General features: G+C 73.2%; 15 protein-coding genes. 7 read left to right on the top strand and 8 right to left on the bottom strand.

Translation table 11 applies throughout. The features are described 5' to 3' along the window. Positions 1 to 79: 79 nt before the first annotated feature. Positions 80 to 760 (top strand): DedA family protein, encoded by a 681-nt coding sequence (locus GKC29_RS09590; protein ID WP_155330487.1) that lies wholly within the window; start codon positions 80 to 82, stop codon positions 758 to 760. A 58-nt stretch (positions 761 to 818) separates the two neighbouring features. On the opposite strand, the gene GKC29_RS09585 is transcribed toward GKC29_RS09590, so the two are convergent. From GKC29_RS09585 to GKC29_RS09570, 4 genes are all read right to left on the bottom strand, one after another. Then, on the bottom strand, positions 819 to 2,222 hold the full coding sequence (locus GKC29_RS09585) for a chitinase (RefSeq protein WP_155330486.1): 1,404 nt from the start codon (positions 2,220 to 2,222) through the stop codon (positions 819 to 821). A gap of 154 nt (positions 2,223 to 2,376) precedes the next feature. Beyond that, positions 2,377 to 3,804, bottom strand: coding sequence for a carbohydrate-binding protein (locus GKC29_RS09580; RefSeq protein ID WP_155330485.1), 1,428 nt, complete (start codon positions 3,802 to 3,804; stop codon positions 2,377 to 2,379). Positions 3,805 to 3,886: 82 nt separating this feature from the next. Further along, positions 3,887 to 4,600, bottom strand: a complete 714-nt coding sequence (locus tag GKC29_RS09575) for a membrane protein insertase YidC (protein ID WP_155330484.1) — start codon at positions 4,598 to 4,600, stop codon at positions 3,887 to 3,889. Between the two features lie 81 nt (positions 4,601 to 4,681). Continuing rightward, positions 4,682 to 5,011 carry a DUF6412 domain-containing protein gene (locus tag GKC29_RS09570; protein WP_230688975.1) on the bottom strand — a complete coding sequence of 110 codons (330 nt, stop codon included), beginning with the start codon at positions 5,009 to 5,011 and terminating at the stop codon, positions 4,682 to 4,684. 146 nt (positions 5,012 to 5,157) lie between these two features. Between GKC29_RS09570 and GKC29_RS09565 the strand changes: the two genes are divergently transcribed. The 3 genes from GKC29_RS09565 to GKC29_RS09555 all read left to right on the top strand — a co-directional run bounded on the left by GKC29_RS09565 (position 5,158) and on the right by GKC29_RS09555 (position 9,297). After that, a complete protein-coding gene (locus tag GKC29_RS09565; RefSeq protein WP_155330483.1) occupies positions 5,158 to 6,294 on the top strand; it encodes a glutamate--cysteine ligase in 1,137 nt (378 codons plus the stop codon). Positions 6,295 to 6,320: 26 nt separating this feature from the next. Further along, a complete protein-coding gene (locus GKC29_RS09560; RefSeq protein ID WP_155330482.1) occupies positions 6,321 to 7,700 on the top strand; it encodes an FAD-dependent oxidoreductase in 1,380 nt (459 codons plus the stop codon). A 175-nt stretch (positions 7,701 to 7,875) separates the two neighbouring features. Then, positions 7,876 to 9,297, top strand: a complete 1,422-nt coding sequence (locus GKC29_RS09555) for a WGR domain-containing protein (RefSeq protein ID WP_155330481.1) — start codon at positions 7,876 to 7,878, stop codon at positions 9,295 to 9,297. A gap of 19 nt (positions 9,298 to 9,316) precedes the next feature. Here the strand turns inward: GKC29_RS09555 and GKC29_RS09550 are convergent, their stop codons facing one another. Then, on the bottom strand, positions 9,317 to 10,126 hold the full coding sequence (locus GKC29_RS09550) for an Fpg/Nei family DNA glycosylase (RefSeq protein ID WP_155330480.1): 810 nt from the start codon (positions 10,124 to 10,126) through the stop codon (positions 9,317 to 9,319). A 140-nt stretch (positions 10,127 to 10,266) separates the two neighbouring features. Between GKC29_RS09550 and GKC29_RS09545 the strand changes: the two genes are divergently transcribed. From GKC29_RS09545 to rocD, 3 genes are all read left to right on the top strand, one after another. Further along, the gene (locus GKC29_RS09545) at positions 10,267 to 11,001 is read left to right on the top strand and encodes a thrombospondin (protein WP_155330479.1); all 735 of its coding nucleotides are present in this window, start codon (positions 10,267 to 10,269) and stop codon (positions 10,999 to 11,001) included. A gap of 320 nt (positions 11,002 to 11,321) precedes the next feature. Next, a complete protein-coding gene (gene ddaH, locus GKC29_RS09540; RefSeq protein ID WP_196255901.1) occupies positions 11,322 to 12,137 on the top strand; it encodes a dimethylargininase in 816 nt (271 codons plus the stop codon). Further along, the gene (gene rocD, locus GKC29_RS09535) at positions 12,134 to 13,348 is read left to right on the top strand and encodes an ornithine--oxo-acid transaminase (protein ID WP_155330477.1); all 1,215 of its coding nucleotides are present in this window, start codon (positions 12,134 to 12,136) and stop codon (positions 13,346 to 13,348) included. The genes ddaH and rocD overlap by 4 nt, the downstream gene beginning before the upstream one ends. A 58-nt stretch (positions 13,349 to 13,406) precedes the next feature. Here the strand turns inward: rocD and GKC29_RS09530 are convergent, their stop codons facing one another. The 3 genes from GKC29_RS09530 to GKC29_RS09520 form a co-directional block, all read right to left on the bottom strand. Next, positions 13,407 to 14,558: an FHA domain-containing protein gene (locus tag GKC29_RS09530; RefSeq protein WP_155330476.1), complete on the bottom strand. Its 1,152-nt coding sequence runs from the start codon at positions 14,556 to 14,558 to the stop codon at positions 13,407 to 13,409. Beyond that, complete coding sequence (locus GKC29_RS09525; protein ID WP_155330475.1) at positions 14,555 to 14,848, bottom strand: 4a-hydroxytetrahydrobiopterin dehydratase; 294 nt, start codon at positions 14,846 to 14,848, stop codon at positions 14,555 to 14,557. The genes GKC29_RS09530 and GKC29_RS09525 overlap by 4 nt, the downstream gene beginning before the upstream one ends. An 85-nt stretch (positions 14,849 to 14,933) precedes the next feature. Continuing rightward, complete coding sequence (locus GKC29_RS09520; RefSeq protein WP_155330474.1) at positions 14,934 to 16,007, bottom strand: acyl-CoA desaturase; 1,074 nt, start codon at positions 16,005 to 16,007, stop codon at positions 14,934 to 14,936. Positions 16,008 to 16,155: the final 148 nt, after the last annotated feature.

The following is a 16,155-nucleotide window of genomic DNA, read 5'->3' as shown; positions in this document are numbered from 1 at the left end:
CGTACGACATGTCCGGGTGTAAGTGGTGACCTGCCGGGTACCTCCTTCCGATCCCCCGGTCGGCAGCGGAAGGATCGCGATGGCACTCGCCCAGGACGTCCCCCCGGAGCAGTTCGGCGGGTTGACCGGCTGGGTGGCCGGTGTCATCGACGCGCTGGGCGCGGTCGGTGTGGCGCTGCTGGTGGCGCTGGAGAGCATCGTCCCGCCCATCCCCAGCGAGATCGTCCTCGCGATGGCCGGGTACCTGGCCGGCGAGGGACGTTTCAACGTCGTCCTGATCGTTCTCGCGGCGACCGTCGGGTCGCTGGTCGGGGCCCTCGCGCTGTACTGGCTCGGCGCCGGTCTCGGCGAGGACCGGCTGAAGCGGTGGCTGGACCGGCTGCCCCTGGTGGACCTCGACGACCTGGAGCGGGCGGACCGCTGGTTCGAGCGGCACGGCCGCTGGGCGGTGCTGTTCGGTCGCCTGGTGCCGGTGGTCCGCAGCCTGGTCTCCATCCCGGCGGGGGCGAACCGGATGCCGCTGGGCGAGTTCGTCGCGTTCACCACGCTGGGCAGCGGTGTCTGGAACGCGCTGATCGTCGGCCTGGGGTACACGCTCGGCACGCGCTGGGAGGACGTCGACCGCTACAGCAACTGGTTCAACTACGCGATCTTCGCGGTCTTCGCCGTCATGGTCCTCACCTGGGCGGTGAAGAAGGTCCGCCGGCGGCGTGCCCGGCGCGCCCGGCGCGGCCGCGAGTCGGTCCGCGCCGGGCGCTGACCGGGCCGCGCACCCCAGCGGGTACGCGGCCCGGCGCCGCGGGTCGGGTCAGGTCAGGTCAGGGCAGGGTGTCGAGGTGCGGGCCGACGGTACGGGCGAAGTTGTTGCCGTTGGTCACGTCCCAGTTGACCGACCAGGTCATCGCGCCCCGCAGGCCGGGGTAGGTGCGCGGCGGGCGGAAGCTGCCGCAGTTGGTGCCCCGGGTCAGGCAGTCGAGGGCCGCGTTGACCACGCTGGGCGCGACGATGCCGCCGCCGGCCGCGCCGGGACCGGCCGGCAGGCCGAGCCCGACCTGGTCGGGCCGTAGCCCCGCCTCCAGCTGGATGCAGGCCAGCGCGACGATGAAGTTCACCGTGCCCTGGCTGTACGCGGCGTTGTTGTCGCAGCCGAGCATCGAGCCGGAGTTGTAGAACTGGGTGTTCACGACGGTGAGGATGTCCTTGATGTCCAGCGCCAACTTGAAGTAGCTGGTGGCCGGGTTCTGCATGTCGATGGTCTGTGGTGCCATCGCGATGATGAGTCCGGAGCCGACCTTGGCGCGCAGCGACCGCAGGGCCTGCGCCATGTACGTCGGGTTCAGGCCGTTCTCCAGGTCGATGTCCACGCCGTCGAAGCCGTACCGCTGGATCAGCGCGTGCACCGAGTCGCTGAAGGCGACCGCGGAGGCGGCGTCGTTGACGGCGACCCGGCCGGTCTCGCCGCCGACCGAGATGATGACCTTCTTGCCCCGGCTCTTCAGGGTCCGGACGTCGGCTGAGAAGTCCGCGTCGGTGTAGCCGCCCAGCGCGGCGGAGAGGCCGGGGTCGACCGCGAACGTGACCGCGCCGGGGGTGGCCGTCGCCTCGGCGAAGGCGACCGCGACCACGTCGTACTCGGCGGGGACGTCCCGCAGGCGCAGTTCCACCGCCGGGTTGTCGAAGTTGTGCCAGTAGCCGGTGAGGATGTGCTTGGGCAGGCCGGTGACCGGCGGCGGGCTGGTGGGCGGCGGCGTGGTCGGGGGCGGGGTCGTGGGGGGCGGCGTGGTGGGTGGCGGGGTGGTGGGCGGAGGCGTGGTGGGGGTCGTGCCGCCTCCGCAGGCCGCACCGTTGAGCCGGCAGTTGGTCGGCGAGCCCGGCCCGCTGCCGAGGAAGCCGAAGGAGACCGACGCGCCCGGCGCGACCGTGCCGTTCCACGACCGGTTGGTGAACGTGTACCGCTGGCCGGACGAGGTGAGCAGCGCGTCCCAGTAGGTGCCGACCGACGTGCCGGCGGGCAGGTCGAAGGTGAGGCTCCAGCCGTTGATCGTGGTCGTGCCGCTGTTGGTGATCGTGTACTTCCCCTCCCACCCGCTGCCCCAGTCGGATGTCTTCACGAAGGTGGCGGTCGGGCCGGCGGCGTACGCCGGCATCGCCACCCAGGCGGCGCCGAGCGCGGCCGTCACCACGGTGACCAGGGACAGGACTAGGGATCTGGAACGCTTCATGCGACCCTCCACACCCGGACAGGCATCCACGGACGTCTACGTTGGCGCTTATTATTAAGACTGTTAACTGTTCCTGTCCAGGGGTGGGGGTCGAGTGATTGGAAGGGCCCCCTGTACAACGCGAGGCGTTAACAAGGGGCCCTTCCTTGCACGCTCAGCGGCGGAAGGTGAACCAGTTGACGTTGACGAAGTCGTTCGGCTGGCCGCTGGTGAAGGTCAGGTAGACCGTCCGGCGGCCGGTGGGGCCGGCGACGTTGCCGGGCACCGAGCGCCAGCTCTGCCAGCCCCCGGTGTTGGCGAGGGCGAAGCTGCCGATCGGCGGGCTGGTCGGACTGTCGAGGCGGACCTCGACGAGGCCGCTCACCCCGCCGGCCGCGCCGGAGGCGACCCGGGCGACGAAGTCCCGCGGTGGCGTGGCACCGAACTCCACGTTGTCGAAGCGCACCCAGTCGCCGTTGCGCAGCGCGCCGATGTTCTGGCCGCCCTCCGAGCAGGCCTCCACGATCACGCCGTTCTGGGCGTTGAACGACTCGGCCTGGATCGTCGCGTACGCGTCACGGACCCCGCCCGGCGGCGGCGTCGTCGGGGGCGGGGTGGTCGGCGGCGGGGTGGTGCCGCCGCCTCGGCTGTACACGGCGACGTAGTCGACGACCATCGGCCGACCGGGGACGGTCGATGCGGTGGGTGTGGTGAAGCCGGCCACCCCGTTCGGGAAGCCGCCGCCCATCGCCACGTTGAGCAGCAGGAAGTAGCCGGCGTGCGACGTCATCTGGGTCCAGTACGGCTCACCGACCTGGCTCTGGGTGACGGTGTGGTAGAGCTGCCCGTCGACGTACCAGCGCAGTTGCTGGGGGCTGACCGAGGTGTCCCACTCGAACCGGTAGGTGTGGAAGGCCGACTGGCACGTGCTGCCGGGGCAGGCCCGGGAGGCGCCCAGCCCGTTGAACTCGTTGCACGGTCCGCCGGGCGCGACGCCGCAGTGCAGCACTCCCCAGACCGAGTTGATCCCGTTGACGTTCTCCATGACGTCGAACTCACCGATGCCCGGCCAGTTCTGGTAGTTGCCCCGGTACGGCGACCCGAGCGCCCAGAACGCCGGCCAGTAGCCGAGCGCCTCCGCGCCGGTCACGTTCGGCATCTGGATGCGGCCCTCGATCGCGAGCACGCCACCGGACGGCGCCTTGAAGTTGCTGCGGACGGTCTCGATCCGCGCCGACGTCCACTGGCCGGACGCGTTGCGCAAGGGCGTGATCCGCAGGTTGCCGGAACCGTCGTGGCTGACGTTGGCGGTGCTGTTGGTGTACGTCTGGATCTCCCCGGTGCCCCAGTTGGGCGGGCCGCCGGGGTAGCTGGTGCCGGTGTCGATGATCCAGTTGGCCGAGGACGGCAGGGTGCCGGCCGCGCCCGTGAAGTCGTCGCTCCAGACCAGGCTCCAGCCGGACGGCGGCGGCGGGACGGCGGCGTTCGCGGTGACGGTCAGGCCGGCCAACGCGGTGGTGGTGGCGGCGGTGAGCAGGGCCAACGCCAGTCGTGTCCGGCGTCTTGCGGGCAGGGCGGCAGGCGCCCCGGATGGCGTGTGCATGGCTGTGCCTCTCTGCGGGACGGGTCGAGAGAGCGCTCTCTCAGGAGTTGTACGTGCCGTTCACCCGGATGTCAATATCGATCTACGTCGAGGCGGATGGACGGCGCAGCACCGCCTGTTCGAGCCCCGACCATGCCGTCGTGGTCGCCAGGTAGATCACCGCGGCCAGCGGCAGCACGAGCGCGACCAGCACGGTCGCGTACGGCAGCAGGGGCAGCAGGCGGGCCAGCGCGTCCGCGCCCGGCGTACCGGCCGGAGCCGGCACGGCGGCGCGCCGCATCCGGCGCGACGTCCACCAGGCCAGCACGACCAGGACGGCCAGCAGAGCGCCGAACAGCGGCACCACCGCGCCGCCGAGCCCGTCGCCGAGTTGGTGCCCGAGCGGCACCTCGGCGAGCTGTTCGTCCAGCAGGCCGGTGCCGCCCTCGTCCGTGGTGAACAGCCGGTACGCCACCAGCAGGAACGGGGCCTGGAGCAGCAGCGGCAGGCAACCGGCGAGCGGGCTCGCCCCGGCGGAGCGGTAGAGCGTGGCCAGCTCGGCCGGGAGCCGGGCCGGGTCGTCCGCGTACCGCCGCTGGAGCTCCCGGACGCGGGGGGCGAGCGCCGCGCGGCGCCGCTCCCCGCGCACCTGCGCGACGGTCAACGGGGTGATCAGCAGGCGGAGGGTGACGGTGAAGACGACGATGGCGGCGGCGGTGGCCGCGCCGCCGGTGAGCGGTTCGAGCAGGGTGGCGAGCCCGGCCAGGACGGCGCCGGCGGCGCCGACCACATCCGACAGCGGTGCGAAGGCGTGCATGGTGGAGGACCCCTCGGGTGCGATTCCGGGTACGCGCCGACGGCGCGCGAGGACGGCGGAGCCGGCCGCGCCGGGCTGTGCCTACGCGGCCGAGGGGAGGACGCCGGGTGCCCGCGGGCGGGGTCGGCCGGACGCGTCCGGGTCCACCTGGCGCGGCACCCGGCGGGCCCGCGCCCGCGCCCGGAGTGCGCACACCGCGCGGGTCGCCCCGGCGGCCGGCACCGCGACGATGCGCACCGCGAGCAGCGTGGCGAGCAGCACGAGCGCCGCGCCGGCGAGCAGCCCGGACGGATGGTCGACGACGACGGTCAGCCCGGCGAGCGTGACCGCCCACCACCCGAGCAGCACTCCGCGGGCGTACGTCGAGGTCCCGGCCCAGCCGGGCCGGGAGGTCGACGCGCGTCCGGTCACGGAGACCAGGCTATGCGGACGTGTCACGTCACCCGCTGTAATGACGACACGCCGCTGCCGCGTTTCCGGGCGGCGCCACCGTGGGTAACGACGGACCGATCCGGCGCGGAGGGACCGCGTCCGGCCGAGACGGACGGTGATTCCCGATGACCGGTCAGGTGGTGACGGCGCCGAGCGCGTCGGCCGACGGGACCGACCTGCTCACCGTGGGTGTCGAGGAGGAGTTCCTGCTCGTCGACCCGCACACGGGGGTCGCCGTGCCGGCGGTCGACCTCGTCATGGAGCAGGTCCCGCCCGAGCTGCGCGGCCAGGTCGAGCGGGAGTTCCAGACCAGCCAGATCGAGATCGGCAGCCCGCCCGGCCTGGAACTGCGCTCGATCCGCCACTCGCTGGGCGTGCTGCGTGGCGCACTCGCCGACGCCGCCGAGCGGGCGGGCGTACGCCTGCTGGCCATCGGGACCGGCCCCGCCGACGGGCCGGTGCCACCCGTGGTGGACAAGCCCCGCTTCGACCGGATGATCGAGCGGTTCCGGCTGCTGGTGCCCGGTCCCGGCAACAACGGCATGCACGTGCACGTCGGGGTGCCGGACGGCGAGACCGGCGTGCAGGTGCTCAACCACGTCCGGCCATGGCTGCCGGTGCTGCACGCGGTGACCGCCAACTCCCCGTTCGCCCGGGGCGCGGACACCGGCTACGCGAGCTGGCGGTCGGTGGAGTGGGAGCGCTGGCCGTCGGTGGCGCCGACGCCGTTCCTGGAGTCGCACGAGCACTACGAACGGTTGATCCGGCAGCTCATCGCCAGCGGCGTGATGCTCGACGAGGGGATGCTCTACTGGTACGCCCGCCTGTCGGCGAAGTACCCGACCGTGGAGATCCGGATCGGGGACGTCTGCCCGTCGGTGGACGACGCCGTGCTGGTCGCCGCCCTGGTCCGGGCGCTGGTCGCGACCGCGATGGCGGACATCGCGGCGGGCCGCCCCGCCATCCGCACCGACCACCACCTGCTCGTCGCCGCGCACTGGCGGGCCGCCCACGACGGCCTGGAGGGCGAGGGCGTCGACCCCACCGACGGTGAGCTGCGACCCGCCTGGGACCTGCTCGACCAGCTCGTCGACCAGCTGCGCCCGGCGCTGCAGCGGCACGGCGACCTGGCCGAGGTGACCGACCTGCTGGGCGAGCTGCGCCGGCACGGCAGCGGCGCGGCGCGGCAGCGTGCCGTCTTCGCCCGGACCGGGAAACTGACGGATGTGGTGGAGGACGTCGCCCGGCAGACCCGTGGCTGACGACGTTCCGTGACAGGATGGTGCACGTGACGCGACGACTGATCGTTATCGGTGGTGACGCCGCCGGCATGACGGCGGCGTCCCAGGCGCGACGCCGCCGTGGCCCGGACGAGCTGGAGATCGTCGCGTTCGAGCGGGGCCACTACACGTCGTACTCGGCGTGCGGCATCCCGTACTGGATCAGCGGCGTGGTGCCCGACCCCGAGCAGCTCATCGCCCGCGACCCGGAGACGTTCCGGAGCGACTTCCACATCGACGTGCGACTGCGGCACGAGGTCACCGCCATCGACCTCGACCGGCGCGAGGTCGTCGCCCGGGACCTCGAGGGCGGCGGCGAGGTCCGCGAGCGGTTCGACAGCCTCATGTACGCCACCGGCGCGACACCCATCAAGCCGGACTGGGCCCGCACCGACGTGGCCGGCGTGTTCGGCGTGCAGACCCTCGACGACGGCGCCGCGCTGCGCGAGTGGCTGGAGGCCGCCCCGAAGCCACGGAACGCGGTGGTCGTCGGCGGCGGCTACATCGGAGTCGAGATGGCGGAGGCGATCCTCCGGCGCGGGCTGTCGGTCACCCTCATCGAGCGGGCCGAGCAGCCGATGTCGACGGTGGACCCGGACATGGCCGAGCTGGTCAGCGACGCCATGCGCAGCCTGGGGGTGCAGATCCGCACCGGCCTCTCGGTCATCGGGCTGGAGGAGCGGGACGGGCGGGTGTCCGCCGTCGTCACCACGGAGGGGCCGGTCCCCGCCGACGTGGTCGTCCTCGGCCTCGGCGTCCGCCCCAACGTCGGGCTGGCCGAGGCGGCCGGGCTGCCGATCGGTCCCAGCGGGGCAATCCGGGTGGACCGGCGCATGCGGGTGCCCGGTGTCGAGGACGTGTGGGCCGCCGGGGACTGCGTGGAGTCCCTGCACCGGGTCAGCGGGATGCCGGTGCACATGCCGCTGGGGACGTACGCCAACAAGCAGGGCCGGGTCGCCGGCATCAACATCGGCGACGGGTACGCGACGTTCCCCGGGGTGATCGGCACGTCCGTCACCAAGGTCTGCGACCTGGAGGTGGGGCGCACCGGGCTGCGCGAGCGGGACGCCGTGGCGTCCGGTTTCGAGTTCGTCTCGGTCATCGCCCAGTCCACCAACCGGGCCGGCTACTTCCCCGGCGCCCGCCCGATGGCGGTGAAGCTGATCGCCGAGAAGACCAGCGGGCGGCTGCTCGGCGCGCAGATCGTCGGCTGGTCGGAGGCGGCGAAGCGGATCGACCCCTTGGCCGTGGCGCTGTGGAACAAGATGACGGTGGACGACATGACCGCGCTCGACCTCGGTTACGCGCCCCCGTTCGCGCCGGCTTGGGATCCGGTGCTGATCGCCGCCCGCAAGGCCGTCGACGCCCTCGCCGCCGCCAACCGGTAAGGAAGGGTCCCTACTTAACGCCTCCGGTAGCGAAAGGGCCCCTTCTTAACGACGTCAACGCCCCTCCTGCGTGGCAGGGTGCCGTGTCCACACCCGATCCTGTCGGTGGGCGCGGTTAGCGTGTGCGCGCTGTCGCAGTGCCGGTTTCCGGCGCCGATCCCCCTCGGAGGCACCCATGTCGCAGGAGACGACCTACCTCGAACTGTCCGAAGTGGACGGAAGCGCGCACAAGTTCTACGAGGTCGTCGTCGCCGACACCGCGATGACCGTGCGCTACGGCCGGATCGGCGACCAGGGCCAGGTCAAGACCACGACGTACCCGGACAACGCCCGGGCCCGCGCCGCCGCCGCCAAGAAGATCGGCGAGAAGGTCCGCAAGGGGTACGCCCCGGCGGTGCGCGGCGTCCGGCAGAAGCGCGCGGTGTCCCGGCGGCAGATCGTCAGCACCCGGTCCACCGCCCGCACCGCGCCCGTGCTCTGGCGGTACGACTCCGGCGCCCCGGCGTTCGGCATCTTCGTCGACGGGCGGACCTGCATGGTCGGCAACGAGCACGGCGTCATCACCACCCTCGGGCACGACGCGCGCGTGCTCGACCAGGTCCGGCTCCCGGACGGGGTGAAGTGCATCGTCGCCGACGACGCGTGGATCTACGCCGGTTGCGACGACGGCAACGTCTACGACCTCTCCGGCAAGGTGCCCCGGGCGGCGTACGCGATCGCCCCCGAGATCGACATCTACTGGCTGGACATCCACGACGGCGTCCTGGGTGTCTCCGACGCCGACGGCGGCATCGCCGCGATCGACCACGAGGACGAGTTCCTGTGGCGGCGGGCGGGGCGCGGGCGGTCGGCGTGGATGGTCCGCTGCGACGCCGACGCGCTCTACCACGGCCACTCGCAGGGCGTGACCGGCTACGACTGGCGTACCGGGGCGGAGTTGTGGCACACCCGCACCGGTTCGGTCCTCTTCGGCTGGCAGGAGCGCGACGCGGTGTTCGCCGGCACCGGCAGCCGGGAGGTCGTCCGCCTGCGCAAGGACGGCCGCGCCGAGCGGACGTACCACTGCGACGCCCCGGTCTTCTCCTGCGCCACCGCGGAGGGCGGCCGGTACGTCTTCGCCGGCGACAGCCAGTCCTCGATCTACTGCTTCGACGCCGCCGGCACCCGGCTGTGGAAGCTCGGCACCGGCTGCGGCTCGGCGTACTCGATGCAGTACCACGACGAGCGGCTCTACGTGGTCACCACCAGCGGGCACCTGGCCTGCATCGACGCCAGCGAGCCGGCGATCCGGGCCGCCGAGGCGGGCGACGTCCCGGAGGTGGTCGACGTCAAGGCGCCGGCCCGGCTGCCCGAGCCGGCGGCCTGGGCGACGGTCGAGGTGACCAGCGACGACCGGCACGGCGTGGTGGTGCAGTGCGTCGACGACCGCGGGCGGCTGCGTATCCAGGTCCTCTCCCCCGGCTACCACCGGGACTGGGCGGTGCAGTTCCCCAAGGGCATCCGGGAGGTCGGCGCGCGCTACGTGGTCACCGAGGTCCGGGAGGCCGGCCGGGGCGGCTTCTACCGGGCGTACGGCGACATCCGCCGCCTCCGCTGACCCGCCGGCCGCTCGGTGATCAGGCGGCCTGGCAGGTGGGGCACCAGTAGAGGTTGCGGCCGGCGAGGGTGCCCCGGCTGACCGGAGTGGCGCAGACGTGGCAGGGCGCGCCGGGACGGCGGTAGACGTAGACCTCGCCGCCGTGCCGGTCGACCCGCGCCGCCCGGCCCATCGCCTCGGGCAGGTGGGCGTCACGGACGGTGTCGATCCGGCCGCGCTCGACGGCCTGCCGCATCAGCGTCACCAGGTCCGCCCAGAGCCGGTCCCAGCCGGCGGGGGTGAGCCGCCGGCCCGGCATCGTCGGCGGCAGGCCCTCCCGGAACAGCGCCTCGGTGACGAAGATCAGCCCGGTGCCGGCCACCACCGACTGGTCGAGCAGCAGCGCCGCGAGCGGCGTCGCGCTGCGGGAGATCCGGGCGTACGCCCGCTCCGGGTCGGCGTCGGCGCGCAGCGGATCCGGGCCGAGCCGCCCCCGCAGCGCGGCCACCTCCGGCGGGGTGAGCAGCTCGCACGCGGTGGGGCCGCGCAGGTCCAGCCAGTGCCGGTCGGACGTGAGCCGCAGCCGGATCTGGCCGACCGGGCCCGGTGGCTCGCCGGCCCCGTCGGTGACCTTGCCGTACAGGCCCAGGTGGACGTGCAGGGTCAGCTCACCCGGGTAGTGGTGCAGCAGGTGCTTGCCGTACGCCTCGGTGCGCTCCAGGACGGACCCGGTGAGCCGCGCGGCGCCCTCGGCGAAGCGGCCCTGGGGGCTCGCCGCGTGCACCTTGTCCCCGGCGAAGAGCTCGGCGTGCCGGGCCGCCAGGCGGTGGATGGTGTGTCCCTCTGGCACCGCGGCAACGGTAGCGCCGCCCGCCCGGCGTCCCCGACGGGGTGGGTGTCGCGATCGTCACGTCTGGGTACCTCTCCACCGTTACCGCGCGGGCGCCACCCGTTCCACCGGCCGCCGGCGCATTCCTCAGGAGGTGTGACGTGGTTCGAATTCCTTCCCTCTCGCGCCGGACGGCACCGGCGCCTGACGACACCGGCCGCACGGACGAGGCGGCCACCACCCACGACGGCGCCACCGACCGCGCCGACGACACGACCCGGACCTCGCGCCCGGTGGTGACCGACCGGACCGACGAGCAGACGACGTACCGCAGCACCGCGGGGCCGGCCGAGGGCCGGGAAGCCGACGCCGCCCGCCGGGCCGCCGTGGCCCGCGCGGCGACGGCCCGGTCCGACGAGGGGACCCGCCGTACTCCGGTCGCGGACCCGGCCCAGGAGCGGACGCTCGACGGCCGGACGGTCGACCCGGACCGGGACGCCGCCGCGGCGCGGGTCGACCGGGACCGCGACGGTGTGCCGGACCGGGCGGAGCGCCCGGTGGTCGCCGGCCCGAAGCCCCGGTCCAGCCTGCTCGCCACGCTCGGCCTGATCGCCGGTGTGGCCGGCGTGCTGTTCGTGCTCACCGGCACCCTCGCCGGGTACGGGATCGGGCTCGGCGCCGTCGGCGCGGTCCTCGCCGTTCTCGGCCTGGCCGCGACCCGGCGCCGGCACGTCGCCGGGACGACCGACGCGCTGCTGGGCATCGTGGCCGGCCTGGGTGCCGTGGTCCTGGGCGTGCTGGCGATGACCGGCCAGTTCGACTGGCCGACCACCGACGGCGACTGGGTGGCGCGCTTCCGGGAGTGGCTCGACTCACAGTTTGTGGATCGCTTCTAGGGGGCACTGTCCGGCTCGCCGGCGGTGCGCCGGCGACGCCGGTGGTGCACCGGCACAGCCCGACCAGCCTGGTGGTTCACCAGCCGGGCACACCCTGATTCGGGGGCGGCGGTTCGCCGCCCCCGAAGTGGTTCCGGCGTCGGGATGCGGTAACGCAACGAAACGCCGCCGACCCACGGCTACACGCAACGATCCGACGTCCTGTGCAACTTCCTGCGGTGGATCCCGCCGGCCGGCGCCGCATACCGTTGAGCAACGGCGCCAGCCCGCGGGCCGAAGGTGGCCGGGCGCGCCCGACCCCTGGGAGCAGGACAATGACGATGGACGCCACCAGCCAGCGCTTCCTGATGTGCCGGCCGACGTACTTCGCCGTCGACTACGCGATCAACCCCTGGATGGACCCGACCGCGCCGGTGGACGCCGACCTGGCGATCCGGCAGTGGGAGCAGCTGCGCCAGATCTACCGGGACCTGGGCCACACCGTCGAGGAGATCACTCCGGTGCCGGGCCTGCCCGACATGGTCTTCGCCGCCAACGGCGGCACGGTGATCGACGGCAAGGCCATGGCCGTGCAGTTCCGGGACCCGCAGCGCGCCGACGAGGCGCCCGCGTACCGGGCCTGGTTCGAGAGCGCCGGCTTCGAGATGTACGACCCGAAGCACGTCAACGAGGGCGAGGGCGACGTCCTGCTGGTCGGCGACCACCTGCTCGCCGGCACCGGGTTCCGCACCGCGCACGCCTCGCACGCTCAGCTCCAGGAGGTCTTCGGCTACCCGTTGATCACCATGCAGCTGGTCGACCCGCGCTTCTACCACCTGGACACCGCGCTGACCGTGCTCGACGAGCGGACGGTCGCGTACCTGCCCGAGGCCTTCTCCCCCGGCAGCCAGGCCGTGCTGCGCCGGCTCTTCCCGGACGCGGTCCACGCCACCATGGCCGACGCCGAGATGCTGGGCCTCAACGCGGTGAGCGACGGCCGGCACGTCGTGCTGCCGGCGCAGGCCACCGGCCTGGCGGCCAAGCTGCGGGACCGGGGCTACGAGACCATCGGTGTCGACCTGTCCGAGCTGCGCAAGGCCGGCGGTGGACCGAAGTGCTGCACGTTGCGACTCCGTCAGGGAAAGGCGAGCAAGTGATCGAGGACAAGCTGCGGACGCCCGAGGCCGTCCGGGACGCGGAGCGGTGGACCGCGCACAACTACCACCCGCTGCCGGTGGTGATCTCCTCCGCCGAGGGCGCCTGGCTGACCGACGTGGACGGCCGTCGCTACCTCGACTGCCTCGCCGGGTACTCGGCGCTCAACTTCGGCCACCGGCACCCCGAGCTGATCCGCGCCGCGCACGAGCAGCTCGACAAGTTGACGCTGACCAGCCGGGCGTTCATCCACGACCAGTTCGCCGACTTCTGCCGCGAGCTGGCCCAGCTCTGCGGCAAGGACCTGGTGCTGCCGATGAACACCGGCGCCGAGGCTGTCGAGACCGGCATCAAGGTGGCCCGCAAGTGGGGCTACCAGGTCAAGGGCGTCGCCCCGGGTCAGGCGAACATCGTGGTGGCCGAGGGCAACTTCCACGGCCGCACCACCACCATCGTCTCCTTCTCCACCGACGAGGACGCGCGGGCGGACTTCGGGCCGTACACGCCCGGCTTCACGGTCGTCCCCTACGGCGACCTCGACGCGCTGACCGCCGCCATCGACGAGAACACCGTCGCGGTGCTGCTCGAGCCGATCCAGGGCGAGCAGGGCGTGGTCGTACCGCCGGAGGGCTACCTGCCGGGCGTACGCCGGGTCTGCACCGAGCGGAACGTGCTGTTCATCGCCGACGAGATCCAGTCCGGCCTGGGCCGCACCGGCGCGACCTTCGCGTGCGAGCACGAGGGTGTCGTGCCGGACATGTACCTGCTGGGCAAGGCGCTCGGCGGCGGCATCGTCCCGGTGTCGGCCGTCGCGGCGGACGCCGAGATCCTCGGTGTGCTCAAGCCGGGCCAGCACGGCTCCACCTTCGGTGGCAACCCGCTCGCCTGCGCGGTGGCCACCGAGGTCGTCCGGCTGCTCGCCACCGGGGAGTTCCAGCGCCGCTCCGCCGAGCTGGGCGCCCGGCTGCACGCCGGCCTCCAGGCGCTCGTCGGCAAGGGTCTGCTCGCCGTCCGGGGCCGGGGTCTGTGGGCCGGCCTGGACATCGACCCGGCGCTGATGAGCGGCCGGGAGGCGTGCGAGCGGCTGATGGAGCGCGGCGTCCTCGCCAAGGACACCCACGGCTCGACCATCCGCCTCGCCCCGCCGCTGGTCATCACCGAGGAGGAGATCGACCACGCGGTGGCGCAGCTGGCGGCCGTGCTGGCCGGCTGATCGTCGTACGCCACGAAGGGCGCCGGGAATGATCCCGGCGCCCTTCGTCGTCCGGATGTCAGCGGGGCAGGCGCATCGCCATGGTCGGCGCCTCGGCCATCACCGACGCCGGCGTGTACGGCGCGCCGGCCGGCAACTCGTCGGGGCGGCCCACCTGGACGCCCGGGTAGAGCTCGACCATGTCCCCTTCGGCCAGCACCCGGGACTGCTGCGGCTTGAGCGGGATCCGCTCCGCCTCGGCCATCGACCCGCCCGGCCGGATCCCGGAGCCGTTCGTGCTGACGTCGGTCACGATGATCTCCCCGACGCGCAGCTCCAGCTTCAGGTGGCTACGGCTGATCCAGCGGCGGGCCTCGTCGTTGAGCCACTGGCCGAGCACGATGCCGTCGGCGGCGTCCGGCGCGCGGCCGACCAGCACCGGCTCCTGGTCGGTGAGCACGAAGCGGCGGCGGATCAGGCCGCCGATGCGGACCGCCAGCACCTCGGAACGGGGTCGCGGGCCGGCGTCGCTCAACCGGGCACCGTGCCGGGGGCAGGTCGGTACGCCGTTCCGCAGGCTGGGCGGCGGCTGCGTCACCGGGCTCCGGTCGGTGACCGCCGCCAGGTCGGCGAACGCACCACCCCCACCCCCCTGGCCGAACAGCGCGCACGGGGACTCCGGGCACCGCCAGTTCCGCGCCAGCAGCTTCGCGCCGGCGGGCGACCGCTCCCCGGCGACCGGCGTGTCCCCGCCGCCGACGTGGGCGACGAAGACCGGCCCGCCCGCACCCGGCACCGGAGCCACCACCCGGCCCGGCTGGTCGGTCACCCACGGGTAGCGCCCGCGCAGCCCGTCGAGGCGAGCCCGGCTGAGCACCGGCAGGCCGAGCAGGTCGGCCACCTCCAGCATCCGGTCACCCGGGTTGTCGAGCACCTCGACCAGCCCGTCGTCGGCCCACCGGCGCACCACCATGCGCTCGTTCGAGGTGAGGTCGGCGTCGGAGAGCAGGGCCCGGTGCACCACGGCGTAGACCGGAACGCTGTCCTCCTCGAACTCGCGGGAAAGCGCGTCGATCACCATGCCGAGCCGGAGCAGGCTGGCGGGCCGGCCACCGTCGATGTCCTGGTACCGGATCACCTCGGCCAGGTCGAGTACCGCCCGGACCAGCGAGGGGTCGGTGCACACCCGGCCCTCGATGGCGTCGAGCACCTTGCTGATCTCGAATCTCATCGGACCTCCCCCACGATGCCGTCGATCCGCCGCGCGAGGTCCAGATCACGGTGGGTGACGCAGCCGGCCGAATGGGTGACACAGAAGAAGGTCACCGTCCGCCAGCGGATGTCGATGTCGGGGTGGTGGTCGAGTTCCTCGGCCACCACGGCCACCCGGTCCACCAGCGTGATGGCGTCCGGGAAACTGGCCAGCTCCACGGTGCGGGCGATCCCGGCCTGGTCACCGGACCAGTCGGGCAGCCCGGTCAGCTCGTCTCGTACCGCCTCCGCGGTGAGCGCCTCTGCCATGGGGAGACCCTACCGGCAGCCTCAACCGGCACGCTGACCAGCGGCGGCGGCGTGTGACGCGCGGACGTCGGGGGCGCGCCGCAGTTCAACTCCTGGGAGGCACCCGACCCCGAACGCTTCGAATCGGGCGGCCGACCTCGTGCAGGTGCGCCAGCGCCTGCCGGTACGACTCGACCAGCCCCACCTCGACGTACGGGACCCCCCGCTCGGCGCAGTACGCCCGGACGACCGGCCGGGCCCGGCGCAGGTTCCCGCGCGGCATGTTCGGGAACAGGTGGTGCTCGATCTGGAGGTTGAGGCCGCCCAGCGCCGCGTCGACGATCCGCCCGCCCCGCACGTTGCGCGCGGTCAGCACCTGCTTACGCAGGAAGTCCAGGTCGTCGTCGGCGGACGGCATCGGCATGCCCTTGTGGTTCGGGGCGAACGAGCACCCCATGTACAGCCCCCACAGCCCCTGGTGGACGGCGGCGAAGACCAGCGCCTTCACCGGCGACATCGCCAGCAGCAGGCCGCCGGCGTAGAGGACGGTGTGCGCGGCCAGCAGCGCTCCTTCGACGGTCCGGTGCCGCATCGGCGTACGGAACCGCCCGTCCGGATCGCGGCCCAGCACCGCCCGCAGGCTCGCCACGTGCAGGTTCAGCCCTTCCAGCAGCAGCATCGGGAAGAAGAGCACCGCCTGCCGCCGGGCCAGCCACCGGGCGAAGCCCCGGGTCGCCCGGGCCTGCTCCTCCGTCCAGACCAGCGCGCCGGCACCGACGTCCGGGTCCTCGTCGACGTGGTTGGGGTTGGCGTGGTGCCGGTTGTGCTTGTCGACCCACCAGCCGTAGCTGAGTCCGACGGCGAGGTTGCCGGCGAGCAGGCCGACCAGCTCACTCGGCCCACGCCGGCGGAACATCTGCCGGTGTCCGGCGTCGTGACCGAGGAAGGCGACCTGGGTGCTGGCCACCGCCATCAGGACGGCGACCGCCACCTGGGCCCAGGAGTCGCCGACCAGCGCGACCGCGGCCCAGGCGGCGGCGAACAGCCCGGCGGTCAGCGCGATCCGGGCCGCGTACCGGGCCGGACGGCGGTCCAGCAGGCCCGCCGATCGGATCCGCCGGGACAACTCCGCGTAGTCACTGCCCTGCCGCGCCGGTCGTTCCGCCACGAGTTCCCGCATGCTGCACCGCCCCTGCCTCGGTCGCGCCGGACTGCCCGACCCCCGTCACCGAGTCTCGCGGAACCGGATGCGCTGGGTAATCCCGCATGCCCCCGGATCTTTGGTAGGGCGTGCCCTACCGGTGCCGGGGAGCCACCACCACCGCCCG

This window comes from Micromonospora sp. WMMC415 (assembly GCF_009707425.1).
In the GTDB taxonomy this organism is placed as follows: Bacteria; Actinomycetota; Actinomycetes; order Mycobacteriales; family Micromonosporaceae; genus Micromonospora.
This window is presented reverse-complemented; position numbering and strand designations above follow the sequence as displayed.